This is a genomic window from Bacillus sp. P4_D3 (genome assembly GCF_056401855.1).
The window spans coordinates 19,492-41,926 of sequence record NZ_JBFUIN010000014.1 but is presented as its reverse complement, the minus strand read 5'-3'; the positions used below and the strand labels follow the sequence as shown (position 1 = coordinate 41,926).

Annotated in this window: 27 protein-coding genes and 1 pseudogene; 21 read left to right on the top strand and 7 right to left on the bottom strand. The window is 36.2% G+C overall.

Annotation, left to right across the window (positions count from 1 at the left end):
- Window positions 1–175: pseudogene (locus AC1DTM_RS04910) on the top strand (ABC transporter permease subunit); the annotation flags it as partial.
- Between the two features lies 1 nt (window position 176).
- Window positions 177–1,181: an ABC transporter permease gene (locus AC1DTM_RS04905; RefSeq protein ID WP_477000059.1), complete on the top strand. Its 1,005-nt coding sequence runs from the start codon at window positions 177–179 to the stop codon at window positions 1,179–1,181.
- Window positions 1,182–1,221: 40 nt separating this feature from the next.
- Here AC1DTM_RS04905 and brnQ2 read toward each other — a convergent pair whose 3' ends face one another.
- From brnQ2 to AC1DTM_RS04885, 4 genes are all read right to left on the bottom strand, one after another.
- On the bottom strand, window positions 1,222–2,538 hold the full coding sequence (brnQ2, locus tag AC1DTM_RS04900; RefSeq protein WP_002159172.1) for a branched-chain amino acid transport system II carrier protein BrnQ2: 1,317 nt from the start codon (window positions 2,536–2,538) through the stop codon (window positions 1,222–1,224).
- A gap of 218 nt (window positions 2,539–2,756) precedes the next feature.
- Entirely contained in the window at window positions 2,757–3,326 is a 570-nt protein-coding gene (cotJC, locus tag AC1DTM_RS04895; protein WP_002140479.1) for a spore coat protein CotJC, read from the bottom strand.
- Window positions 3,327–3,492: 166 nt separating this feature from the next.
- A complete protein-coding gene (locus tag AC1DTM_RS04890) occupies window positions 3,493–3,756 on the bottom strand; it encodes a spore coat protein CotJB (protein WP_033714627.1) in 264 nt (87 codons plus the stop codon).
- An 8-nt stretch (window positions 3,757–3,764) separates the two neighbouring features.
- On the bottom strand, window positions 3,765–3,980 hold the full coding sequence (locus tag AC1DTM_RS04885; protein WP_000357172.1) for a spore coat associated protein CotJA: 216 nt from the start codon (window positions 3,978–3,980) through the stop codon (window positions 3,765–3,767).
- A gap of 109 nt (window positions 3,981–4,089) precedes the next feature.
- Between AC1DTM_RS04885 and AC1DTM_RS04880 the strand changes: the two genes are divergently transcribed.
- The 6 genes from AC1DTM_RS04880 to AC1DTM_RS04855 all read left to right on the top strand — a co-directional run bounded on the left by AC1DTM_RS04880 (window position 4,090) and on the right by AC1DTM_RS04855 (window position 7,311).
- Complete coding sequence (locus tag AC1DTM_RS04880) at window positions 4,090–4,455, top strand: VOC family protein (protein ID WP_088098706.1); 366 nt, start codon at window positions 4,090–4,092, stop codon at window positions 4,453–4,455.
- A gap of 20 nt (window positions 4,456–4,475) precedes the next feature.
- The gene (locus AC1DTM_RS04875) at window positions 4,476–5,255 is read left to right on the top strand and encodes a DUF2935 domain-containing protein (RefSeq protein WP_033710462.1); all 780 of its coding nucleotides are present in this window, start codon (window positions 4,476–4,478) and stop codon (window positions 5,253–5,255) included.
- Between the two features lie 313 nt (window positions 5,256–5,568).
- Entirely contained in the window at window positions 5,569–5,850 is a 282-nt protein-coding gene (locus AC1DTM_RS04870; protein ID WP_016103810.1) for a YkvA family protein, read from the top strand.
- A gap of 11 nt (window positions 5,851–5,861) precedes the next feature.
- The gene (locus tag AC1DTM_RS04865) at window positions 5,862–6,467 is read left to right on the top strand and encodes a DedA family protein (RefSeq protein WP_002203339.1); all 606 of its coding nucleotides are present in this window, start codon (window positions 5,862–5,864) and stop codon (window positions 6,465–6,467) included.
- Between the two features lie 110 nt (window positions 6,468–6,577).
- Window positions 6,578–6,946 (top strand): DUF3992 domain-containing protein, encoded by a 369-nt coding sequence (locus AC1DTM_RS04860; RefSeq protein WP_002203338.1) that lies wholly within the window; start codon window positions 6,578–6,580, stop codon window positions 6,944–6,946.
- 20 nt (window positions 6,947–6,966) lie between these two features.
- On the top strand, window positions 6,967–7,311 hold the full coding sequence (locus AC1DTM_RS04855) for a DUF3992 domain-containing protein (protein ID WP_002159166.1): 345 nt from the start codon (window positions 6,967–6,969) through the stop codon (window positions 7,309–7,311).
- A gap of 58 nt (window positions 7,312–7,369) precedes the next feature.
- Here the strand turns inward: AC1DTM_RS04855 and AC1DTM_RS04850 are convergent, their stop codons facing one another.
- Entirely contained in the window at window positions 7,370–7,795 is a 426-nt protein-coding gene (locus AC1DTM_RS04850; RefSeq protein ID WP_002159165.1) for an S-Ena type endospore appendage, read from the bottom strand.
- A gap of 304 nt (window positions 7,796–8,099) precedes the next feature.
- Here AC1DTM_RS04850 and AC1DTM_RS04845 point away from each other — a divergent pair, with 304 nt between their 5' ends.
- The 3 genes from AC1DTM_RS04845 (at window position 8,100) to AC1DTM_RS04835 (ending at window position 11,007) form a co-directional block, all read left to right on the top strand.
- Window positions 8,100–10,562, top strand: coding sequence for a LamG-like jellyroll fold domain-containing protein (locus AC1DTM_RS04845; RefSeq protein ID WP_016103811.1), 2,463 nt, complete (start codon window positions 8,100–8,102; stop codon window positions 10,560–10,562).
- A gap of 80 nt (window positions 10,563–10,642) precedes the next feature.
- A complete protein-coding gene (locus AC1DTM_RS04840) occupies window positions 10,643–10,846 on the top strand; it encodes a hypothetical protein (RefSeq protein ID WP_002159163.1) in 204 nt (67 codons plus the stop codon).
- Window positions 10,816–11,007, top strand: coding sequence for a hypothetical protein (locus AC1DTM_RS04835; RefSeq protein ID WP_477000058.1), 192 nt, complete (start codon window positions 10,816–10,818; stop codon window positions 11,005–11,007). The genes AC1DTM_RS04840 and AC1DTM_RS04835 overlap by 31 nt, the downstream gene beginning before the upstream one ends.
- 124 nt (window positions 11,008–11,131) lie before the next feature.
- Here the strand turns inward: AC1DTM_RS04835 and AC1DTM_RS04830 are convergent, their stop codons facing one another.
- Window positions 11,132–12,535 (bottom strand): amino acid permease, encoded by a 1,404-nt coding sequence (locus AC1DTM_RS04830; protein WP_477000057.1) that lies wholly within the window; start codon window positions 12,533–12,535, stop codon window positions 11,132–11,134.
- A gap of 216 nt (window positions 12,536–12,751) precedes the next feature.
- On the opposite strand from AC1DTM_RS04830, the gene AC1DTM_RS04825 reads away from it, so the two are divergent.
- The 10 genes from AC1DTM_RS04825 (at window position 12,752) to AC1DTM_RS04780 (ending at window position 21,327) form a co-directional block, all read left to right on the top strand.
- Window positions 12,752–13,933 (top strand): cation:proton antiporter, encoded by a 1,182-nt coding sequence (locus AC1DTM_RS04825; RefSeq protein ID WP_088098708.1) that lies wholly within the window; start codon window positions 12,752–12,754, stop codon window positions 13,931–13,933.
- A 122-nt stretch (window positions 13,934–14,055) separates the two neighbouring features.
- Window positions 14,056–14,370 carry a hypothetical protein gene (locus AC1DTM_RS04820; protein WP_002203333.1) on the top strand — a complete coding sequence of 105 codons (315 nt, stop codon included), beginning with the start codon at window positions 14,056–14,058 and terminating at the stop codon, window positions 14,368–14,370.
- Between the two features lie 30 nt (window positions 14,371–14,400).
- The gene (locus AC1DTM_RS04815; protein ID WP_033710460.1) at window positions 14,401–15,264 is read left to right on the top strand and encodes a MurR/RpiR family transcriptional regulator; all 864 of its coding nucleotides are present in this window, start codon (window positions 14,401–14,403) and stop codon (window positions 15,262–15,264) included.
- Window positions 15,265–15,415: 151 nt separating this feature from the next.
- Window positions 15,416–16,300: an N-acetylmuramic acid 6-phosphate etherase gene (gene murQ / locus AC1DTM_RS04810; protein ID WP_016103813.1), complete on the top strand. Its 885-nt coding sequence runs from the start codon at window positions 15,416–15,418 to the stop codon at window positions 16,298–16,300.
- Window positions 16,301–16,323: 23 nt separating this feature from the next.
- Window positions 16,324–17,688, top strand: coding sequence for a PTS transporter subunit EIIC (locus tag AC1DTM_RS04805; RefSeq protein ID WP_016103814.1), 1,365 nt, complete (start codon window positions 16,324–16,326; stop codon window positions 17,686–17,688).
- A gap of 51 nt (window positions 17,689–17,739) precedes the next feature.
- Window positions 17,740–18,813 carry a DUF871 domain-containing protein gene (locus AC1DTM_RS04800; RefSeq protein WP_016103815.1) on the top strand — a complete coding sequence of 358 codons (1,074 nt, stop codon included), beginning with the start codon at window positions 17,740–17,742 and terminating at the stop codon, window positions 18,811–18,813.
- 152 nt (window positions 18,814–18,965) lie between these two features.
- Window positions 18,966–19,370, top strand: a complete 405-nt coding sequence (locus AC1DTM_RS04795) for a DoxX family protein (protein ID WP_001077751.1) — start codon at window positions 18,966–18,968, stop codon at window positions 19,368–19,370.
- Between the two features lie 182 nt (window positions 19,371–19,552).
- Complete coding sequence (locus tag AC1DTM_RS04790) at window positions 19,553–20,353, top strand: MBL fold metallo-hydrolase (protein WP_016103816.1); 801 nt, start codon at window positions 19,553–19,555, stop codon at window positions 20,351–20,353.
- Window positions 20,353–20,757 (top strand): nuclear transport factor 2 family protein, encoded by a 405-nt coding sequence (locus AC1DTM_RS04785; RefSeq protein WP_016103817.1) that lies wholly within the window; start codon window positions 20,353–20,355, stop codon window positions 20,755–20,757. The genes AC1DTM_RS04790 and AC1DTM_RS04785 overlap by 1 nt, the downstream gene beginning before the upstream one ends.
- 87 nt (window positions 20,758–20,844) lie before the next feature.
- Window positions 20,845–21,327, top strand: coding sequence for a DUF6241 domain-containing protein (locus AC1DTM_RS04780; RefSeq protein ID WP_016103818.1), 483 nt, complete (start codon window positions 20,845–20,847; stop codon window positions 21,325–21,327).
- 33 nt (window positions 21,328–21,360) lie between these two features.
- Here AC1DTM_RS04780 and AC1DTM_RS04775 read toward each other — a convergent pair whose 3' ends face one another.
- On the bottom strand, window positions 21,361–22,272 hold the full coding sequence (locus AC1DTM_RS04775; protein ID WP_016103819.1) for a DMT family transporter: 912 nt from the start codon (window positions 22,270–22,272) through the stop codon (window positions 21,361–21,363).
- Window positions 22,273–22,435: the final 163 nt, after the last annotated feature.

Sequence of the window (22,435 nt, the reverse complement as noted above, 5' to 3'; positions counted from 1 at the left end):
ATATATTATAGAATGGATTTTTAATACGGGTGGTATTTTTATGTTTTTGAAATCGTATGAGGGTATTAGGGTTGAGGTTTTCATCGTTAGTGTGCTGCTTATTTATATTCCAATTTTTATTTTATTTAAATTGTTTCATTACCTCATTCCAGCTGCGATGAAGGAGAGATTATAATATGTGGACGTATATAAAACGCGATAAAAGGTTTTGGATAAGCATTGGGTTTCTTCTCATATTAGTTCTTTTGAGCATCGGAAATATGATATGGAATKATGGACAGATTAAAAAAGTTACACTGCAATATGATGCGTCAGGAAACCCAGAAGTGCCACCATTTTCACCTTCATTACAATTTTTACTCGGGACAGACCGGAAAGGATATGACCTTTTACATTTAGTCATTGAAGGCGCGAAGTGGACGATTGGTATATCTATTTTAATTGCGGCACTTAGAATGGTAATAGGTGTGTTTTTCGGTGTTGTACTCGGAACATATATAAAAAGAGGCTTTTCAAAGATTGAGGCTTTTTTTGATAGTTTCACAGTTATTCCGACGGTTATGATTGCGTATTTCTTTCTTCAATCTGTGAATAGATTTGGAAGTGGAGAGGAAACAACAACTTTTTTTGAAAGGGCTTCGTTTCAAGTTGTATTACTTGTAATGCTTGTGATGCCAGTTATTGCACTGTATGTTGCGAAGGAAGTTCGTAAATTACAAACGGAAGAATTTATTGATGCCGCGCGCATATTAGGTGGATCAAGAAGACATATTGTTATAAAGCATCTTTTTCCGCACCTATATATGACGTTTATACTTGTATTTCTTCAGCAGTTTACGCAGACTCTTACTATTTTACTGCACTTAGGGTTACTGGAAGTATTCTTTGGCGGAACTGTTAAGTTTTTAGGACCGGTAGAAGAAATAGACTCTTACACACATGAATGGTCAGGTTTAATTGGAGTTTATTTTAGATCATTAACAGTGCATCCATGGATTCCTCTCGTTCCAATTACATTTTTTGGACTTACTATCTTTTCAGGAAATATGATTGTGAAAAGCATAGAAGAAGCGATGATGAAAGTAAGGTTAGGCGGTGAGATAAAGAAGACAGATGTAGAAAAGGAACAACCTGCTGTGCAGTCAAAAGAAGAGCTATTTACTTTTAAACATACGATGTGAAAATAAAAAAGAAGCAAGCATAATCAATGCTTGCTTCTTTCTATTTTGCAGAAACTTCACCTTCAGCTTCTGTTTGCGGAATAAAGTATCCGATTATACCACCGATTATTGCCGGAACGATCCAGCCGATTCCTAAGTTATAAAAAGGAATCGTGTGTACGATATTAGCGATAAAGTTTGGAATCATTCCCACATTATCAAGTGCATGAATACAGCTAATAATGAATGCCGCGATCATCGCTCCGATATAGACAGAAGGTTTACGTTTCGTATATTTATCAATAAATGATACGAAAATTAAAATGATGGTAATTGGATATAAAATAATTAATACAGGTAATGTAATTTTAATTAATAAGCTTAAGCCTAAGTTTGAAATGATGAAGCTAAAGATACAAACGTATAGTACCAGTTTCTTGTATGAAACATTCGTTAACACTGTTGCGAAATAGTTTGCGAATGCACTTACAACACCGATTGCAGTCGTTAAACAAGCAAAGATAATTGCGATACTTAATAAAACATTCCCGCTTGTCCCAAAGAATTGATACATAACAGTAGCTAATAGCTGACCGCCGTTTTCAAATTGTCCTAAGTTTCCGTTTGAAGCGCCAATATAACCGAGTAAGAAATAAACAATTGTTAAGAAAAGGGCAGCAATGCTTCCGCAAATAATTGTATATTTCGCAATGGATTTCTTATCTTGTATACCGTTTTGGCGAATTGCATTTACAACAATTGTTGATAATACGAGAGCTCCGATTGCATCTAATGTTAAAAAGCCTTCGAGAAATCCTTTGAAAAATGGGATTTCTTTATAGTCACCAACAGGTTCTGCGAACGATCCTGGTGAAAGAATCGCCTTTGTTGCCATAATTGCAATAATTCCAAGTAAAATTGGCGTTAATATTTTTCCGATATGATCTACTAGTTTGGATGGATTTAATGATAAGAAGTAGACGACTGTAAAGAAAATCGCACTAAAGACTAACATAGAGTACCATTGATCCGGGAAGAGTGGTGCGATTCCAATTTCGTAAGATACAGTTCCAGTTCGTGGAATAACAAATAGTGGGCCGATTGAAAGATAAATAATGATAGCGAATACTGCTGCGAATTTTGGATGAACACGGCTTGCTAAAGTATTAAAGCTACCACCAGCAAGGGCAACAGCCACGATAGCTAGTAAAGATAAACCGACGTCCGTAATAATAAATCCTGTAATGGAAACCCACATATTTTCTCCGGAAGAAAGACCAAGAAGGGGCGGGAAAATCATATTACCAGCACCGAAGAAAACTGCGAATAGTAGTAAACTAATCGAAAGTATTTGCGCTGGTTTTAAAGTTGTACGCATATAAAGAAAATCCTCCTAATGAGTGTTTTTGTCGAAAATTCAAATAATTTGTCGAGTAACTGTTATTATTTTAAAGGTCTGATGACTAGAAAGCAAGAGGGAATTTTAAAAATATTTTAAAATAATGCGTAAAATTGAATAAATATACTATTTGTATGTTAATGAAGGAAGGATTTGACTTTTAACGTAAAAAAACACATATCGCTAGGATATGTGTATTAAAAATAAATTTGCCTATCACGTTCTTCTTTTAAAATTTCTACAGCCTCTCGGAAACGTTGAGAATGGACAATTTCTCGTTCGCGTAAAAAGCGTAAGCTATCATTTATATCGGGATCGTCTGATAAATCAATTAGCCATTGATAAGTCGCTCGTGCTTTTTCTTCAGCTGCAATATCCTCGTATAAATCTGCGATAGGATCTCCTTTCGCTTGAATGTAAGTGGCAGTAAAAGGAACACCACCTGCATTATGATAAAACAAAGCGCTGTCATGATTCGCATAATGCGCGTCTAATCCGGCAGCTTTCATTTGTTCAGGTGTTGCATCTTTTGTTAATTTATAAATCATTGTAGCAATCATTTCTAAATGGGCGAACTCTTCTGTACCAATATCAGTTAGTAAGCCAACGACTTTGTCAGGAATAGTATAACGCTGATTTAAGTAGCGAAGAGCAGCAGCTAGTTCGCCGTCCGCACCACCGTACTGTTCAACTAATAATCTTGCGAGTGCTGGATTACAAGTACTCACTTTAACAGGATATTGTAATTTTTTTTCATAAATCCACATAGTTTCTCTCCTTTATCCCGCTATTTGCGGGCAGTAAGACTCCCCCCTCAAAATTCGGCTGGAGCAAAGAAGTTGGGTGGAAGCCCTGCTGCCCGTAAACGCTCGATTGGTGAAGGCTAATAATCAGTGGGGGATGAACAAAACCCCCACTGATTAAAGTTTCACTTTATATTTGCCATGGCCAAGGGCCTTTGCTCCATTCCCATGGAGCGTTAGAATAACTGTTTCCAAACTGCTGAAGTGGTCCGTATCTTTCTTCAATTTTTTGTTTTAATACTCTTCGTTTATAAGAAAAATCGTTGAATTGATTTATAGCTGCAGTATCCTCGGGATGCGTATCTAAATAGAGAGTAAGTTCAACTAATACAAAGTCTAATTCTTGCAGCTCTTCAATCCATTTGTAATATTCATCAGGCAATGTTTGTGTCACGTTTTTATTCACCGTCCTTTTTTGTAAGGATTTTCATAATAATCATAAAAAGCAGGCCATAAAGTCCCTTTTCTTAAAGCTTCTTTTGGTGTGAATTGGGGTAAATTAGTTGGTTGAAAACCCATATATAAGTGCGGGGGAGTTGAATAATATTTCTTTCCAATTGGAGGACAAGGATCGTTTGGACCATGATAAGGTATGTAGGATTTCATGAATTTATCCATGTTACAACCCTCCTTTATAAATGAAATATCCATTACTATGTATTGTATTCGTACATAATTGTAAATTATGACTCATATAGAAAACTAATAGAGACAGGGGGAGTTGAGGATGGAAGGCATTACAACATGTATCGTATTAGAATCAAAAAATTTAAAGGAAACATTGTATTTTTATGAAGGGATTTTAGGCTTTAAACCAAGCAAGGAGAGACCTCAACTACATGTAACAGGTGTTTGGTATGATATTGGTTCAACGAGAATTTGTTTTGTGGTAAATCGGAATTTACGAGGGCGAGAGAAGGTTGCTAATTCTTCGTGTGAATTAATAACCTTTTCAATTCTTGATATGGAAAAAGTAAAGAGAAAATTACAGTTTTACAAAATATCTTTTGCGGAAGAACAGCATGCGGATGGGGTGGTAATTACTCTTTATGATCCAGATTGCTATAAGCTTCAAATTTCATCAGAGGCATGAGTAACCATAGGGGGGATAGCGTGGATAGAATGTATGAAGAAAGCGCACTGTTTGAACATAAATTTTGGCTCAAAGTTCTCGGGGATCATGCTCAGTTTTTACTAGATGCTTTAGCTCCACAGGAGAAAGAAGATATACAGAAAGCCACCTATTTTGTAGGGAAATTCACGAACTTTTTAAATGAAATTCATACTGTAAATTTTATTGCATTTTCAAAAGATGCAGAACAAGCTGCAGAGGAGATTCGAGCATTTAAATTAAATATTATACAAAAGCAATTGGAAGGTAAAATTGTAATTCATTTTACTCCGACTTTTATTAATCATATGGTAAATGAAGTRGAGGAATATATAACAGTATTAGAATACTTAGGGAGGGGAGAAGTCCCGCCCATTTTTCATGAACTACACTATCATCTCGCGTGGTTAACGGATGCAGCAGGGCATGCTGGTTCTATTTCAGGTGGATTAGATGTTGTGGAAAAAAGATTGAAGGAGAAAAGTGATTTGTTTGCTAAACATTTTGAACAATTTTATTTAAAAGCAGTTGAAATGACAGGTTATTTACGGGCAGAACTGAAACATTTTCCAGCTTTGAAGAAGTTTACAAAAGACGTTTCACTAGAGCTAAAGTTATTCTCGCATTTCCTTCGAGAAGTAGAAGAATTAGAGTTGTCTGAGCAAATATTAAGTTCATTATCAGCCAGGATGGCGGATCATATGGCGAGGGAGGAGTGTTACTATTTATTGAAGTTAGCACAATCCTCAGGGTTAGAGATACCGAAATGTAATCCGCTTTAAAAATAGATTGTAGGGAAGACTAAGTAGACAAATTGTAACAGTGATAGAGGTATGCGAACAGGTTTCATTATGAAAAAAATATTGACAAGCCCCTCCAAATATCTTAATGTGATTGTATAAAATTGTGTATCTAAAGGGGAGTAACTTATTACAGTAAAGTCGTCATTACAGGGAGAAACCCTCGGCTTTATTGGCAACGTTTTGTTGTTAGTGAGACCTTTACCAGCAATGGTAAAGGCCCCTTATTGTCTTTTTTAGGACCCTTACCATATTTGGTAGGGTCCTTTTTGTATACAAAGAGAGGAGCTAGAAAATGAAAAAACTTTTTAGTAGATTAAGAGTTGTATTTCATGTCCGCCGTTTTGTTCCATTCTTATTTGACTTTTTTACTTCAAAAGAGGTTTCCATAAAGAAGAAAATTTTATCTATTGCTTTTTTAGTTGGGTATGTTGCGATGCCACTCGACTTCATTCCAGACTTCTTGCCGTTTATTGGTATTTTAGATGATATTGGAATTGTGTTATTCATTTTGAATCGAATCGTAAAGATGGCACCAGTTCAATTGCAAGAAAAGCATAATATAAATATAGGATAGGGGTTAAAAGTATGGAGCAAATTATTTTAGATATAATTGAGTATTTAAAGCAGTTTTCTTATTTTGGAGTTGTGTTAGCTTTAACTTTTGAGTTTATTCCAGCAGAGGTAGTTTTGCCGCTTGTTGGGTATTGGGTGTACGAGGGAGATATGAATTTTTGGCTTGCGGTGTTAGCCGGAACACTTGGTGGAACGACAGGACCATTAACGTTATATGCGCTCGGTTATTACGGCGGGCGCCCTGTATTGGTGAAATACGGTAAATATTTCTTCATTAAAGAAGAACAAATTCAAAAAGCAGATGATTTCTTTGAGAAATATGGACCGGTTGTAGCATTTGTTGGACGCTTCGTCCCGGGAGTTCGAACGCTTATTTCCATTCCATGTGGTATGGCGAAAATGAACATATGGAAATTTAGCATATATACATTTGTAGCAATGTTCCCGTTAACGACTTTGTATATTTATTTTGGAATGAAATTAGGTCCGCATTGGGAAAAAGCAGCGGGTGTTGTTGGACAATATATGTTACCTATATTAGTGGTCGTTCTTATTGTTGTAGGTAGTATCTTTATCTATAAATTTATGAAAAAACGAAACAAAACTGAATCTATCTAGTCATTAGCGCTATGGTTTGATTATTTTTTGAAAATAGATGAATAGTACAGGCAAAAGACTCTGAAGGACATACACATATAGGGAATATAAAAGAGAGAGGGGAAACAACTATGTCTTGTGAGTGCTCAGGGTCAGCGTTAACTTGCTGTCCAGATAAAAATTATGTGCAAGATAAAGTGTGTAGTCCGTGGTCTGCTACTGTAGCTACAACAGCAATTGATAATGTTCTCTATACAAATAATATTAACCAAAATGTAATTGGTACTGGCTTTGTTAAATATGATGTTGGACCAGGCCCAATTACTGTAGAAGCACTTGATTCTGCTGGGGCTACAATTGATACACAAACATTAAACCCAGGAACGAGTATCGCGTTTACGTATCGCCGCTTTGATAGTATACAAGTTGTGTTACCTGCAACACCTGCTGGAACGTATCAGGGAGAATTTTGTATTACGACACGCTATTCACTTTCGTAGAAGAATAGGAGAGGGTTGAAATGGGAATGAGAAGTTCCAGTTTGTCTTGTTGTACTAATAAAACACTTGTGCAAGATCAAGTATGTGCAGACTGGTCAATTACAGGTGCGGGTACTCAAATTGTATATACGAATAATCTTACACAAGAAATATACGGTTCAGGTTATGTAAAATATGATACAGGTGCGAATCCAATTACAGTGGATTTTTTAGTAGGTGCTACAGTAGTCGATACGATTACTGTACAACCGCAAAGTAGTGGTACTTTCACAGTGAGGCACTTTACTACTGTTCGAATTACAACGACGGGAACGACTGTTAATCAAGGAGAGTTTTGTATTACAGTACGTTACTCAATTTCATAACAAGGCATACCTTAAATGGTATGCTTTTTTGAATAGAGGGAGTAATGAAATATTTATTTTATAAGCAACATGTAAATTGGCAACAGTACTTGCCTTCTAAATATAGAGAAGGATTACTTTGTATATTAATAATACTGACGGATTGTAAATCCTTACCCATATAAGATATTGTATTACCAGGAAATACAGTGAAAATATTGGTTACTGCTCCGACGATTTGAATTGTAATTGCTTCGGTGCTGCTAGTACTATTGTAAACCGAGACAGTACCTGATATAAGTAGTATCCCATCACTTTGCCACAGTATCATTGATTGTGATGCACCTTTGGCAGAGGGAATGGTGTTATTAGTTATGAGGAAATTTCCTGCAAATTCATTTGTTACTAGCTCGCAATTTGGATTTGGAGGAGGGGGCGGTGGACAAGGGTCTGGGCAAATGATAGATAAAGGAGCGAAACAGCCAATATTTTTTTTGTTTTTCAATATAACCCCTCCCTTTTAATTTATCTTTTACTACTATTAAATGTAACAGCATGGCCGATGTGCTAAGAATGGACAAAAAAAATAAAATCGTGATAGTTTCATAGGCTCATACCTCGTAATAGTTTTTATAGGGAAAAGTTAGTTGTCTATTAGACAAAACGTGCTCGTATAAATGTGGCAGTTCACATAAAGATAACTGTATATTTACAAAAATGAAACAAATTTCATTTTTAGTTTAAACGAAGTTAATATACGTTCGATACAATAACCATTGTAATTAGTTTATTATATGAGGAGGATTTACGTGGAAAGAACTGCTTTAAGAAAAGTAAAAGGACTTATTGGATTATTAATGGTTTTTGTATTAGCATTCGTGTCATTTCCGTGGAGTGCGTCGGTTAAAGCGGAAGATAAAAAGCAAGAAAAGGCACCAAGTGAGAAGAAAATCGTTTTTCCAGTTGTAAGTGATGTGCATATTAAAGATAGTGGAACAGATGATACGTTCCGCTGGAAACGAGCGATTGAGCAATTTAATACGCTTGCACCAAAGCAAGATGCGTTTGTCATTGTAGGTGATTTTACTGATTCGGGTTCAGTAAAGCAATATGATCGTTTCATGCAAGTGTATAACGAAAATGCAAATAAAGATGCGGTACGAATGAATTCTCTTGGTAATCATGATTATTGGAACGGCTTATCTGTAGAGGGAGCACAGAAGCGTTTCTTAGAAAAGACAGGAATGGAATCGATTTATTATCATAAAGTGGTAAAAGGGTATCATTTCCTTGTTATGTCTCCAGAGGATGGTACAACACATGGCTATTATTCGGACAAGCAAATTAATTGGTTAAAAGAAGAAATGGCAAAGGCACAAAAAGATGATCCAGAAAAACCGATTTTTGTGTTTTTACATCAACATATTAAAGATACAGTGTACGGTAGTCAAGAATGGGGAACGAAAGATAGTGCAAAAATTAATGCGGTATTAAAAGAATACCCACAAGTAATTACGTTTTCAGGTCATTCACATTATCCGTTAGATGATCCGAGATCGATTCATCAAAAAGACTTTACGTCTGTTGGAACATCTTCTGTAAGCTATATGGAAGTTGAAGGCGGTAAAGTACAAGGGAATATCCCCCCAGGAGCTAGCACATTAAGTCAAGGTTTATTAGTAGAAGTAGATGATAAAGAAGTAACAATTAATCGCCGTGATTTCCATACAAATTCTTGGACAGGCGAGCCATGGAAAATTCAGTTGCCATCAAAGAAAGAAACATTTACGCATGTAGAAGATCGTGATAAAGAAAAGCCATCTTTTGCGAAAGATGCGAAATTGTCAGTATCAAATGTAACGGAAAACGCAGCAACAGTAACATTCCCACAAGCGGTGGACAACCTTCTTGTTCATTCTTATCGTGTACAAGCGAAGGATAAACAAACAGGTGAGATTAAAAATAAGTTATTAGCATTCTCAGAGTTTTATCGTGATCCAGTTCCAAAAGAACTTACATTTACACTTGCAGGATTAGATGGCGGGAAATCATATACACTTGAAGTAGTTGCGATTGATTCGTTTGGCAATGAAAGCGCGCAGCCGTTAACGGCTGAAATTACTACGAAAAAAGATAATATTGATCCGAATGTAAAAGTGCCAAAGGCAGACGTTTTTGATGTGAATTTCTTAGATGGTACATTTAAAGATAACTCACCGTTTGGAACAAAAGGTGATGTGAAAGGGAATGTATCTATTGAATATGATAAAGCGTTGAAAACAAATGTAATGAAATTAAATGGAAAAGCAAATACATTTGGGTATCTTCCATTTTCAGCAGCACAAAAAGAAAAAGTAGCAAATTCATTTACGTTAGAAACTGTATTTTCAATGAATGAAATTCGCGGACAAGGTATTTTGCAAAATACAGAGAGTGGTGGAATTGGTTTTGAGTCTACAGGAAGTGGCTATGTAGAATTATGGGCTCATATTGGCGGAAGCTATAAACGTGTTGGCGTTCAATTAGAAGCAAACAAAACGTATCATTTAACAGGAACGTATAACGGAAGTGAAGTAGCAATTTATGTAGATGGTAAAAAAGTAAATAGTCAGCCAGCTAGTGGGAAAGTGTATCATCCGAACGTGCCATTTGCACTTGGTGCAGATCCAGACAGCAACGGAAATGGCGGTATTCCGTTAAATGGACAAATTGCATTAGCAAAATTATATAGTAAAGCATTAAGTTCTTCAGAAGTAGTAGCAGCATATAACGAGTTTTCTAATCGTACAAAATTAGAGCAAGTAAATGCGTTATATGAAGAGATTGCGAAAGTGAAAGAAGTATTGGCAGGTACTTATGAATTTGGTGAAAAGCCAGGTCAATATTCACAAGAAGCTTTTAATGAATTACAAAAAAACTATGACAATGCTAAGAAAGTGTTTGGGAATATGACAAGTACAGGTGAGCAATTTGTTCAAATGTATAATGAATTAAAAACAGCAAACCAAACATTTGTACAATCAAAAGTGGCAGAAGAACAGCCAAAAACACCGAAAGAAAAATTACAAGTGAATGTTGAAGCTGCAAAAGCAGTAGTGAAAAAAGCACAAGCTGCAAATGTAACGGACGGTTCAGTGAAATCATTGAGCCAAAAAATTACAGTTGCAGAAGCTGTATTAAAAGATGTGAAAGTAAAAGATGCACAGGTAGAAACGATGAATCGTACGTTAGAGCACGCTATTTCACTTGTTGAAAAAAGCATCAACAAGTAAGGTATAAGAAAAAGAAGCTTATCATGATAGGCTTCTTTTTTGTTATACTAAAAGTAGTATAGAAAAAGGGAGCGAATAATTTGGAAGAGAAAAAGCTAAAAAGAATTCTTGAATATGTATGGATCGCCGTTGTGCTCCTTGTAGGATATTATTTATTAAAAGATAAAAGTATATGGGTTCTATTTTTAATGACATTTGTATTAGCGGGATTAGGAACGCTATTTATTAACTTTTTCTTTGATAGTTTGAATGCATGGAGAAAGAAAAAGAAAGAGGCGAAGTAAGGGAGAAGAAGTATACAAAAGTTGCAGGTTATGTACGAGCTTGCATCGGTATATTTTTCCCGCTATTAACGGGCAGTAAGACTCCCACCTCAAAATTTGGTGAATACGAGGAAGGTAGTGGGGAGACAACTGCCCGTAAGAGCCCGATTGGTGAGGGTTAATAATTAGTGGGGGATGGACAAAACCCCCACTGATTAAAGTTTCACTTTATCGTTTTACAAGCGTTAACGAAAAAACATAATAGAACGTGAAAATAGCTCGCCTTTATTATAGGCGAGCTATTTTTTATGCTTCTTTTTTCTCATCATTTGTTTTTTCAGTAGCTAAATGACTATGTTTTCTAGAGTAGAAGAAGTAGACGCATAAACCGACTATAAGCCAGACTGCAAAGCTGATCCATGTCGTTTTAGACAAATTAAGCATTAAATATAAACAACAAATAATAGCGACAACTGGTAGTGCAGGTACGAGTGGTGTACGAAAGCCTCGTTTTAAATCAGGATGAGTTTTCCGTAAAATAAGTACAGCAAAGCAAACGAATGAGAAGGCTGTTAACGTACCGATGTTTACTAAATTTGCTAGTAAATGTAGGTCTAAAAGTCCTGCTAATAAAGCTGCAAATACCCCAGTAATCCATGTGTTTAGTAAAGGGATTTTTACTTTTTTATTTACGCGTGATAACGCTTTTGGGAGCAAGCCGTCTCGGCTCATTGCATAAGAAACACGAACTTGTCCATACATAACGACTAAAAGAACGGTTGTCATTCCTGTCATCGCACCAACTGCAAGTAGCCCCGCAATAGTATCTTCGCCAACGAAATGCAGTGCAAATGCAACTGGATCAGAAACATCTAATTGCGTATAAGGAACCATACCTGTTAAAACGAAAGATACGATCATGTATAAAACCGTACAAATAAGAAGGGAACCGATAATGCCAATTGGTAAATCACGCTGCGGTTTTTTCGTTTCTTCTGCCGCAGTTGCGATTGCATMAAAACCTAAAAAGGCGAAGAAGACAGTGGCAGCACCAGTAATAATACCGTCGTACCCGAATGGAATGAACGGTGTCCAATTTTCAGGCTTTACATATTTTGCGCCTGCTACGATAAAGGCGATAATAACTGCTAATTTTATAAGGACCATAATATTATTAATGCGTGCGCTTTCGCGTATACCAAAACTTAAAAGACCAGTAATGAGAAGTAAAATACAAACAGCCGGTAAATCAATGAGACCACCTTTTCCTGTTCCAGGGGCCGAGGAAATAATGGCGGGAAGGTGTATATTGAACCCTTGAAGCAATGATTGTAAATATCCAGACCAGCCAACAGCTACCGCTGCAACTGCGAGTAAATATTCGAGCATTAAACACCAACCAACGATGAAGGCGACAACTTCTCCTACGGTCATGTATGCATAAGTATAAACACTTCCTGAGACTGGTATAGAAGAAGCGAATTCGGCATAACAAAAAGCTACACAAGCACAAGTAAATGCAGCAATAAGGAATGATAGCATAATACCAGGACCAGAATGTTTCGCCGCTACAATACCTGTTAATACAAAAATCCCTGTCCCAATTACGGCGCCGATTCCTAAAAACGTTAAATCGAGTGCCGTTAATGTTCGATCTAGCTGCCTTGGTGATTCAGTACTAAGCGCTTTTTTTCGTAATAATGACTTCACTTTGGACTCTCCCCCCGTTTTTCATTTCCATAACTGCGAATAGTAAAGAGTACGTAAGTGAATGAAGGTACAGTTATGGTATGTAGTTTTTTGAAATTTCTGGATTAATTTTAATATAATTCAGAATATTTTGTCAAACAAAACTTTAACAAATAAAATGCCAGTTGTAAGGAGAAACTATGTGCAGAAATAGATGCGGGTTAACAATCAGTAGAGATGAAGAATAATCCACGGATTAAAGTTTCACTTTATATAGTAGGAGAAGATGTTATGTTATTTTATTTCGAACTTGTTATCATTTTACTTTGTACGAAATTAGCTGGTGATATTAGTGTTAGGCTTGGCCAGCCTTCTGTACTTGGTAAATTAATCGTTGGTATTATTATCGGTCCTGCTGTGCTTGGTATTATTAATAGCTCAGAACTTATTGATGAGCTTAGTGAAATTGGTGTTTTGCTACTTATGTTTATGGCGGGACTCGAAACAGATTTAGAAGAGTTAAATCGGAATTTAAAATCATCATTTGCAGTGGCGGCTGGTGGAATTATTTTACCTTTCATCGGTGGATATGTGGCAGGGTTGTTGTTTGGATTAATGCAATCTCATGCAATTTTTATAGGGTTATTACTTTGCGCAACATCGGTTAGTATTACAGTGCAAACGTTACGTGATTTAGGGAAGATGAATACGAGAGAAAGTACTACGATTTTAGGTGCTGCCGTATTTGATGATGTGATAGTCGTTATTTTATTAGCGTTTGTAATGAGCTTTTTAGGAACGCAAGATGTGAATATAACACTTGTCATTGCAAAGAAAATTATTTTCTTTGTAAGTATCGTTTTTATCGCATGGAAAGTAGTTCCGTGGATTATGAAAATGCTCGTACCACTTCGCGTGTCGGAAGCGTTAATTAGTGCGGCTCTTATTATTTGTTTTTCATTTGCTTATTATAGTGAGCAAATGGGAATCGCAGGTATTATTGGGGCATTTGCAGCAGGGATTGCGATTTCGCAAACAGAGTACAAGCATGAAGTGGAACATAAAATTGAACCGATTGCGTATGCGATATTCGTACCGGTTTTCTTCGTAAGTATTGGAATGGAAATTACATTTCAAGGTATAGGAAGCCAACTTTGGTTCATTATCATTATGACGCTCATTGCGATTTTCACAAAGTTAATTGGATCAGGTTTAGGAGCAAGACTAACAGGATTTAACTTACAATCTTCTATTAGTATCGGTGCAGGGATGGTATCACGCGGAGAAGTAGCGCTCATTATTGCAGCAAATGGATTAACGGCAAATTTGTTAGCGAAAGAAAATTTCACAGCTATTGTCATTGTTGTTATATTGACAACGATTATTACGCCGCCACTTTTGAAGAAGTACTTTGTATAGAAAGGGCTTATCTGATGTAGGTAAGCTCTTTTTTTTATCGCAAAAAAGCAATGGTTATGCAGCATGAACAGGTTGTAATTATGGTAAAATCTACGTATATGCTAGGGTAAGGAGAGAAATAGGTGAAGATTACGAGGGGAAAAGTTATAGGTGTAGTTATACTTCTTTTACTTTGCATACCATTTATTGTAGGAAAAGAATCAAAAGTGAAAGGTTTTCCGGTTTCTATTTTTTCTTCCTATGTGGAAGGGGATAATCCGAAAGAACATAAGTACACCGCATTTTTACCTGACTTCGCAATTTGGATAGACGGATGGGAAAAACAGAGATCTGAAGGTGAAATAACTGCATATAAAAAAGGGAATCGAACTGTAATTGTTCAGCATCCTCCTGGTGATGATGGCTATTATCTCCATGAAGAAGAATATGCGAAATAAAAAGCAGCTGTAAGAAGTGGAGGTGAAATGGTGAAAGCTTCAACATTACTATTTAAAATTGAAAATAATATGGATCAATTTTCACCAGCTGAAAAGAAGGTTGCCATGTACATAATGGAGAACGCAGAGATTGTTCCAAATTTAACGACAAAAGAAGTGTCTACAAATGCGGGATCGAGTGAGGCGAGTGTTGTACGTTTTTGTAAAACAATCGGTATTGGAAGCTTTAAAGCATTTAAGATAGCGCTCGTTCGTGAATTAACAATTGTTGATTATAATATTAACGATTTTTCAGTGATGAATACAGAAGATGGACCGTACGATTTGTTTAATAAAGTTACATATGTGAATAAAGCTGCAATTGAGGCGAGTGTTACTGCGATAGATAAGAAGGAACTTGAGAAAGCTGCAGATAGTATTGTAAATGCTAATAAGATCATATTTTATGGTGTAGGTGGATCAGCTACACCGGCGATGGACGGAGCTTATAAATTTACTAGGCTTGGATTTACTGCAATGATGCTATCCGATTTTCATATGATGTTGCCACTCGTAACAAATTTAAAAGAGGGAGATATATTTGTGGCGATTTCAACTTCTGGGCGGACGAAAGATGTGCTTGAAATGGCGCAATATGCGAAAAGACAAGGTGCTACAGTTATTGCGATTACGAAGCTAGATCAATCATCTCCTCTATATAAAGCGGCAGACATTCGCCTTTGTATGCCGGATGTAGAGCAAGATCATCGCATTGCAAGTATTGCTTCACGAATGACGCAACTGAATATGATTGATGCTTTATACGTTATTACTTTTAACCGTATTGGCAATAATGTGATAGATCAATTTATGGAGACGAGAGAAGAGGCTCTGCGGTTACGGAAGTTAAAGTGAAAAGATGGGGCAACCCATCTTTTTTGTGTGGCTGGACATAAATTTGTCATGAAAAGAAATAAAATTTCATAAAATAAGAGAGTAATATTGATTTTTAATTTCTTAAAGTTATAATGAAAGTATGAAATTAAATTTCAAAGAAGGTGACAATATGTTAGAAAATTTATCTACAGAACATCGTAATGAGAAGACGATGAATTTAGATGAGATGAGCATAAAAGAAGTTTTACAAAGTATGAATCAAGAAGATCAAACTGTTGCGTTAGCAGTTGAAAATGAAATAGAAGAAATTGAAAAGGTTGTACAAATTGTTATTAAGTCTTTTGAAGAAGATGGACGATTAATTTATATTGGGGCTGGTACGAGTGGTCGTTTAGGCATTTTAGACGCAGTGGAGTGCCCGCCGACATTCGGTACAGATGACAAAATGGTGCAGGGATTTATAGCAGGTGGATTGAAAGCGTTTACCAAAGCGGTAGAAGGTGCTGAAGATCGTGAAGAGTTAGCAGAAGAAGATTTAAAAAGTATTGGATTAAACGAGAAAGATACGGTTATTGGAATTGCAGCAAGTGGTAGAACACCTTATGTAATTGGCGGATTGAAATACGCAAGTAGCGTGGGAGCGAGTACAGCTAGCATTTCCTGTAATAAAAATGCTGAAATAAGTAAATATGCAAAACTAAATGTGGAAGTGGAAACAGGCGCAGAAATATTAACAGGCTCAACACGGTTGAAGGCTGGCACAGCGCAAAAGTTAGTACTCAATATGATTTCTACAGCGTCTATGATTGGTGTAGGGAAAGTATATAAAAACTTAATGGTAGATGTTCAATCTACAAATGCAAAATTGGTAGAACGCTCAAAACGAATTATTGTGGAAGCGACAGGCGCTAGTTATGAAGTAGCTACAGAGTATTATGAGAAAGCAAATCGAAATGTGAAAGTTGCAATCGTTATGATATTACTACAGTGTGAATATGGGGAAGCACTAGAAAAATTAAAAGGTGCGAAAGGATTTGTGAAGAAGGCACTTTAAACTATGGGGAGGGGGATTCTATTATGAAGAAAGAAGAGATAATGGCGAGTAGGATTACGGAGCAACTTGGGGGAGTAAAAAATATTCGTGGCATTGCTCATTGTATGACGAGGTTACGACTAACGCTTCATGATGAAAGTAAAGTGAACATGGACCTTTTGAAAAAGGTTGAAGGCGTTATGGGTGTGATTGAAGATGAAACACTTCAAGTTGTCGTTGGTCCAGGAACGGTAAATAAAGTAGCAGCAGAAATGGAAGTTTTAACAGGACTCAGAATTGGTGAAGTGGCAGATCATCACCTTGAAGATCTTGGGCAAGAGATGAAGTCAGAGATTAAGAAGAAAAATAATACACCAGTGAAAAACTTTTTAAGAAAAATAGGAAGTATTTTCATTCCGTTAATACCTGGTCTTGTCGCATCAGGAATTATAAATGGGGTCGCTAACTTTGCGAAAAATGCAGGTGCTGACCCGAATGCAACATGGCTGCAAATGTTACTTTTAATTGGCGGCGGTATCTTTACATTCTTAGGTATTTTAGTCGGCTGGAATACAGCGAAAGAATTTGGCGGGACGCCAGTTCTTGGGGCAATTGCTGGTATTTTAATTTTCAACCCGGCGATGGCGAATGTAAAATTATTTGGTGAAGCGCTAGTACCCGGACGGGGCGGATTATTTGCAGTTATTTTTGCAGCATGGCTTATGGTTGTAGTTGAGAGACGAGTACGAAAAGCGGTGCCAAATGCAGTTGATATTATCGTAACACCACTTATTACTGTATTAGCTGTAAGTATAGTAACGATGTTAGCGATTCAGCCAGTAGCGGGATTCTTATCTGATGGTATTACGAGTGGTATTAATGCAATTTTAAATGTTGGTGGAGCGTTTGCGGGAGCTGTGCTTGCAGGAACATTTTTACCTCTCGTTATGGTCGGGTTACATCATGGTTTAACACCAATTCATATGGAATTCATTAATCAAACACATGTAACACCTTTATTACCAGTACTCGCAATGGCTGGCGCTGGGCAAGTAGGAGCAGCGATTGCGATTTATGTAAAAACAAAAAATAAACGACTTCGTAATGTGATTAAAGGTGGATTGCCAGTTGGATTTTTAGGAATTGGCGAACCGTTATTATATGGGGTTACATTACCACTTGGGAAACCATTTATTACTGCTTGTTTAGGAGCGGCTGTCGGTGGTGCATTCCAGGCAGTAATGAAAACGGCTTCACTCGGAATCGGTGTATCAGGATTATCTTTAATTCCGTTAATTGCTGATAATAAATATTTATTATATTTCTTAGGGTTAGTGATTGCATATACTTTCGGATTTATCTTTACGTACTTCTTCGGCTTTAAAGAAGAAATGGCAGAAAACATATAGAGAAAGGGATTCCTTTCTCTTTTTTTTATATTAGTAGAAGGAGAGATTTATATGTTAGGAGTTTCAATTTATCTTTCAAAAGAGCGAGTGGACAAACAAGAAGCATGGTTAAAAATAGCGAAAGAAAACGGATTTTCATCTATTTTTACATCTCTTCACATTCCAGAAGATGATCCGAATACGTATAAAGAGTTAATTCAAATACTTGGGAAACAAGCTCTCGAAAATGAAATGGAATTAATGGTCGATGTCTCTCCAAAGTCGTTACATCATTTAGGAGTAACGTATGAAAATGTGGAAGAATTATTGGAGTGGGGCATTACTGGTTTACGAATGGATTACGGCATCGCGCCCAAAGAAATTGCGAGTGTATCTCATAAGATGAAGGTAGCGTTAAACGCGAGTACGATTACAGAATCATTTTGGAAAGAGTTAATTGCGGAAAATATACGAGTAGATCGTGTAGAAGCGTGGCATAATTTTTACCCGCGTCCAGAAACAGGACTAGCAAAGTCATTTTTACAAAAACAAAATAAGTATTTACATGATTGCGGAATAAAAACGATGGCATTTATTCCGGGAGATGGTGAAAAACGAGGTCCTTTATATGAAGGTTTACCAACGTTAGAAAAGCACCGCTATATGCGTCCACTTGAAGCGTATTTAGAACTTGTTCAAGAGTGTGACGTCGATAAAGTGCTAATTGGAGACATAAGCGCGAGTCTAGAAAGTGTACAAGAAATCGCGATGGCGAGTAATGGGATTATTCCGCTGCGATATGAGCCATTTATAAATGAAATGGAAGTATTGAAAGTGGTAGAGAAAGTGCATACGAATCGGCTTGATCCAGCTCGTGATGCCATTCGTTCTGTAGAATCGCGCGAAGAAAATAAAGTTGTATTACAGCCGATGAATACAATTTCAAGAAAACGAGGCAGTATTACAATTGATAATGAATTGTACGGTAGATATGCTGGCGAAATGCAAATTGTTATAAGTGATTTACCTGAAGATGGGAAAGTGAATGTTGTTGGAATGGTGATTGAAGAAGATGTGTCTTTATTGTCTTATATAGGCGCTGGGAAAAATTTTCAACTTATTCTAAGTAATAGAGCGAAAGCTTGAATTAGCACTATTTTGTAAAAAACATTATCCGTAAAGGGGATAATGTTTTTTGGTTTCTTTAAAAAAGTATTTGACGAATGAAAAGAAATACCGTATTGTTTTGTCTTGTGAATAAATGTTCACCATAACAAAACGAAAAAGGAGAGTTCAAAATGAATCAATATATTGGGAATTTAATTATTCGTATCGTGTTAGGAGTTACGTTCTTTGCACACGGTTTAGCAAAGTTTCAATCAGGTATAGATAACGTAGCAGGATGGTTTACAAGTATCGGTTTACCAGGTGGTCTTGCATACGGCGTAGCAACAGTTGAATTAGTTGGTGGTATATTATTGATTATCGGTTTAGGCGTGAGGTATGTAGGATTGTTATTCGCTCTTATTTTGGCTGGAGCTATCGTAAAGGTAAATGGAGCAGCAGGCTTATTAGGAGATGGAAAGAATCCGGGATATGAATTAGATCTTGCATTATTATCAATGGGTGCGTATTTATTCGTTGTAAAAGCAGAAGGATATGTAGATCGTTTCTTAAAAGAGAAAGTAATGAAAACGAAGTAAATTTCATTTTTTAAGTGTTGACTTGACGACTTGGTGTAACTATAATGATTACATCAAGTCGATTAGTAATAAAATGATTCGTATATTTTTTTATTCTAGCTGTAACTAAGTTAGTTACAGCTAGAATAAAGCTTAAAGAATAAAGGAATATAAAAGAGTAAATAAAAAGTGGAGGAAATAACATGTCAAAATTACATTTAGAGGTTTTTACAGGATCTGAGCAAGCATTTCAAGTTACATCCACAATTGTATACGGAGAAAAAGATGCAATTCTTATCGATGCACAATTTTTATTAAGTGATGCACATCGTTTAGCAGCTCAAATTATTGAAACAGGAAAGAATTTAGCTCATATTTATGTAACTCATTTCCATCCAGATCATTATTTTGGATTAAATGTATTACATGAAGCATTTCCAAAAGCGAAAATTGTAGCGTTGCGAAATACAGTAGAAGATATTCGCAATACGTTTGAAAAGAAAGTGGAACAATGGAAACCATCTATTGGGCATAATGTTCCTCATCAGCCAATTGTTCCAGAAGTGTTAGAGGGAGATAAGCTTACGTTAGAGGGAAATGACTTAATCATTAAAGGTGGTCTACAAGGTGATACACCTAATAATAGTTACGTATGGATTCCGTCATTAAAAGCAGTAGTTACAGGAGATATCGTGTATAACAATACTTTCGCATGGACGTTAGAAACAGATGCTGAAGCTCGTCATAAATGGTTAGAAACATTAAGTGAACTTGAAAATCTTCACCCTGAAATTGTTGTAGCGGGTCATCGTGATTATGACGTACCAAATACAGCAGATGCGATTAAGCATACTCGTAAATATTTAGTAGCATTTGATGAAGTTCTTGCAGGAAATCCTTCAAGTGAAGAAATTCAAACGGCAATAAAGGAACGATTCCCGCACGTTAAAGCGTTAGAAATTGGACTTGTTTTAGCGGCAAACGCATTTGGGGTGAAAAAATAATGGTACAAAAAACAAATTTAGAAATTGTTCGAAGCACATATGAAGGACCATCTTCTTCAAATGCAAAACATTTAGCGGAAGCTCTCTCTGAAAAAGTAGAGTGGACAGAGGCAGCCGGTTTTCCGTACGGTGGAACGTATATTGGTACAGAAGCTATAATGGAAAATGTATTTAGTCGTTTAGGATCAGAATGGGATAATTATAAAGCGAGTGTAAATACGTACCATGAAGTAAACGGAAAAGATGTAATCATTGCTGAAGGTATGTATTCTGGAGTTTATAAAGAAACGGGAAAATCATTTGAAGCAGAATTCGTTCATATATGGCAGCTTGAAAATGGAAAAATCGTAAAATTCAAGCAATATGTGGATAGTTATATTGTGCGAGCAGCGATGAAGGTTTAAAATGAAATAAGGAAACAAATGGAATCGGCTGTGCGCAGGCGATTCCATTTGTTTATGTGATTATTAGGGGAATGGGGAATACATAATATGAAAAAATGGATTATAGGGACAATTACAATAATTGTAATTGCGATAGGAGCTGTATTCGGTGTTACTAAACTGCTTAATTATATAGAAGAAGAGGAGAAGAGTCTTAAAGCACAAAATGTAATGGGGCAACAAGGGAAGAAAGCAAAGGAAGAGAAGCAACAAGCTAGTGAAGATGAAATTATTTCTACAATGCATAGGATGGTACATCAAAAAGTGAAATCCTCTGAGAAATGGGGATTTATCGAAATGACAAATAAGGAAATTAGTAGTGCGAAGAACGCAGTAGAAAGCAGTACTAATTTTAAATATAAATCAAAGCTACTTTCTACTTTGGAGCGTTGGGAGAAAGGAGACTTTTCACAAACGGTTGAGGAGCATAACTTTTTGTGGGAAATTCAAGGTGGTGATACCGGAAAGGCAACAGAACGCTTATCGCCAGAAGAAGAAAAACAGTATGTGAAAGAAATGAAAGGTAAATAAAAACATCGCCACTCTGGTGGCGATGTTTTTTCATTAAGAATGCTTTCGCACTAAAGCTCTAGTCGTCTGAGGAGAAACAGTTTTAAAATGAGAGAATAAATAGCACCCTGTAACGACGATAATTGTCCCGAAAATTTGAATCCATGTTAGTTCTTCTCCAAGGAAAATAAATGCTAAAATAGCTGTGAAAATTGGATTGAAATTTAGAAAAATACCCGATGTAGTAGCTCCTAATTTCTGTACACCAATGTTCCAAAATACCATACAAAGGACCGTTGAAACGAGTCCTGTATATAAAAGTGATGTTATGAAGGAAGAATTAATATTGGAAACAGTGAAGTTGCCTATGTTAAATGGAAGCAATAAAATGACGCCGAAAATACCAGAATATAACGTCGCCATTAGCGGTGTAACTGTTTTTGTCGCCCATTTACTGCAAACAGAGTAAATACCCCAAATACATACTGCCGCCATCATCCATAAATCTCCGCTATTAAAATGTAGTGAAAATAAAAGTGCAAAATTTCCTTTTAAAAGGACGAGCATAACCCCGAAAAATGAAAGAATCATAGAAAGAATTTGAAGTGTATTTACTTTTTCTTTTAGAAATAGCACAGAAAATAATGCAATCGAAATAGCGTTCAATGTAGAAATAAGACCTACATTCGTTGCGGATGTTTTTTCTAGTGCTAAAAATTGAAAAATGTTAAAAAGAACGACTCCTGAAATTCCCATAAGTATTAACGGAAGTATTGCAGAGCGTGGTGGAATGATTTTCTTCTCTTTAAACCATACCATTGGTAATAAACAAATGATCGCAATTAGCCATCTTAAACTTGTCAGTGTCATCGGAGATGCATGATCGACGAGTGATTTCCCAACGACGAAATTTCCTCCCCATAATAAGCTTGTTAATAATAGTAAAAAGACATAAAAATAAGGCATGCTAAAAACCCCTTTGTTGAAATAAGAATGAACTGTAAATAATTTTAGCATTTTTCTTTATTGTCTAATATATTCTTTTGTATAATGGTAAAAATCCGATAAAATATTTCGTTAGAAATCTCATTTACAGAAAAATATTCAGTTTTATATAAGTTATGAGATG

What these genes read in the sequence shown, in the direction of transcription:
- brnQ2 (WP_002159172.1), bottom strand. Translation starts at nt 2,538, where the DNA reads ATGCGTACAACTTTAAAACCAGCGCAAATACTTTCGATTAGTTTACTA.
- cotJC (WP_002140479.1), bottom strand. Translation starts at nt 3,326, where the DNA reads ATGTGGATTTATGAAAAAAAATTACAATATCCTGTTAAAGTGAGTACT.
- AC1DTM_RS04885 (WP_000357172.1), bottom strand. Translation starts at nt 3,980, where the DNA reads ATGGATAAATTCATGAAATCCTACATACCTTATCATGGTCCAAACGAT.
- AC1DTM_RS04880 (WP_088098706.1), top strand. Translation starts at nt 4,090, where the DNA reads ATGGAAGGCATTACAACATGTATCGTATTAGAATCAAAAAATTTAAAG.
- AC1DTM_RS04870 (WP_016103810.1), top strand. Translation starts at nt 5,569, where the DNA reads ATGAAAAAACTTTTTAGTAGATTAAGAGTTGTATTTCATGTCCGCCGT.
- AC1DTM_RS04865 (WP_002203339.1), top strand. Translation starts at nt 5,862, where the DNA reads ATGGAGCAAATTATTTTAGATATAATTGAGTATTTAAAGCAGTTTTCT.
- AC1DTM_RS04860 (WP_002203338.1), top strand. Translation starts at nt 6,578, where the DNA reads ATGTCTTGTGAGTGCTCAGGGTCAGCGTTAACTTGCTGTCCAGATAAA.
- AC1DTM_RS04855 (WP_002159166.1), top strand. Translation starts at nt 6,967, where the DNA reads ATGGGAATGAGAAGTTCCAGTTTGTCTTGTTGTACTAATAAAACACTT.
- AC1DTM_RS04835 (WP_477000058.1), top strand. Translation starts at nt 10,816, where the DNA reads ATGGAGAAAGAAAAAGAAAGAGGCGAAGTAAGGGAGAAGAAGTATACA.
- AC1DTM_RS04825 (WP_088098708.1), top strand. Translation starts at nt 12,752, where the DNA reads ATGAAGAATAATCCACGGATTAAAGTTTCACTTTATATAGTAGGAGAA.
- murQ (WP_016103813.1), top strand. Translation starts at nt 15,416, where the DNA reads ATGTTAGAAAATTTATCTACAGAACATCGTAATGAGAAGACGATGAAT.
- AC1DTM_RS04805 (WP_016103814.1), top strand. Translation starts at nt 16,324, where the DNA reads ATGAAGAAAGAAGAGATAATGGCGAGTAGGATTACGGAGCAACTTGGG.
- AC1DTM_RS04800 (WP_016103815.1), top strand. Translation starts at nt 17,740, where the DNA reads ATGTTAGGAGTTTCAATTTATCTTTCAAAAGAGCGAGTGGACAAACAA.
- AC1DTM_RS04795 (WP_001077751.1), top strand. Translation starts at nt 18,966, where the DNA reads ATGAATCAATATATTGGGAATTTAATTATTCGTATCGTGTTAGGAGTT.
- AC1DTM_RS04790 (WP_016103816.1), top strand. Translation starts at nt 19,553, where the DNA reads ATGTCAAAATTACATTTAGAGGTTTTTACAGGATCTGAGCAAGCATTT.
- AC1DTM_RS04785 (WP_016103817.1), top strand. Translation starts at nt 20,353, where the DNA reads ATGGTACAAAAAACAAATTTAGAAATTGTTCGAAGCACATATGAAGGA.
- AC1DTM_RS04780 (WP_016103818.1), top strand. Translation starts at nt 20,845, where the DNA reads ATGAAAAAATGGATTATAGGGACAATTACAATAATTGTAATTGCGATA.
- AC1DTM_RS04775 (WP_016103819.1), bottom strand. Translation starts at nt 22,272, where the DNA reads ATGCCTTATTTTTATGTCTTTTTACTATTATTAACAAGCTTATTATGG.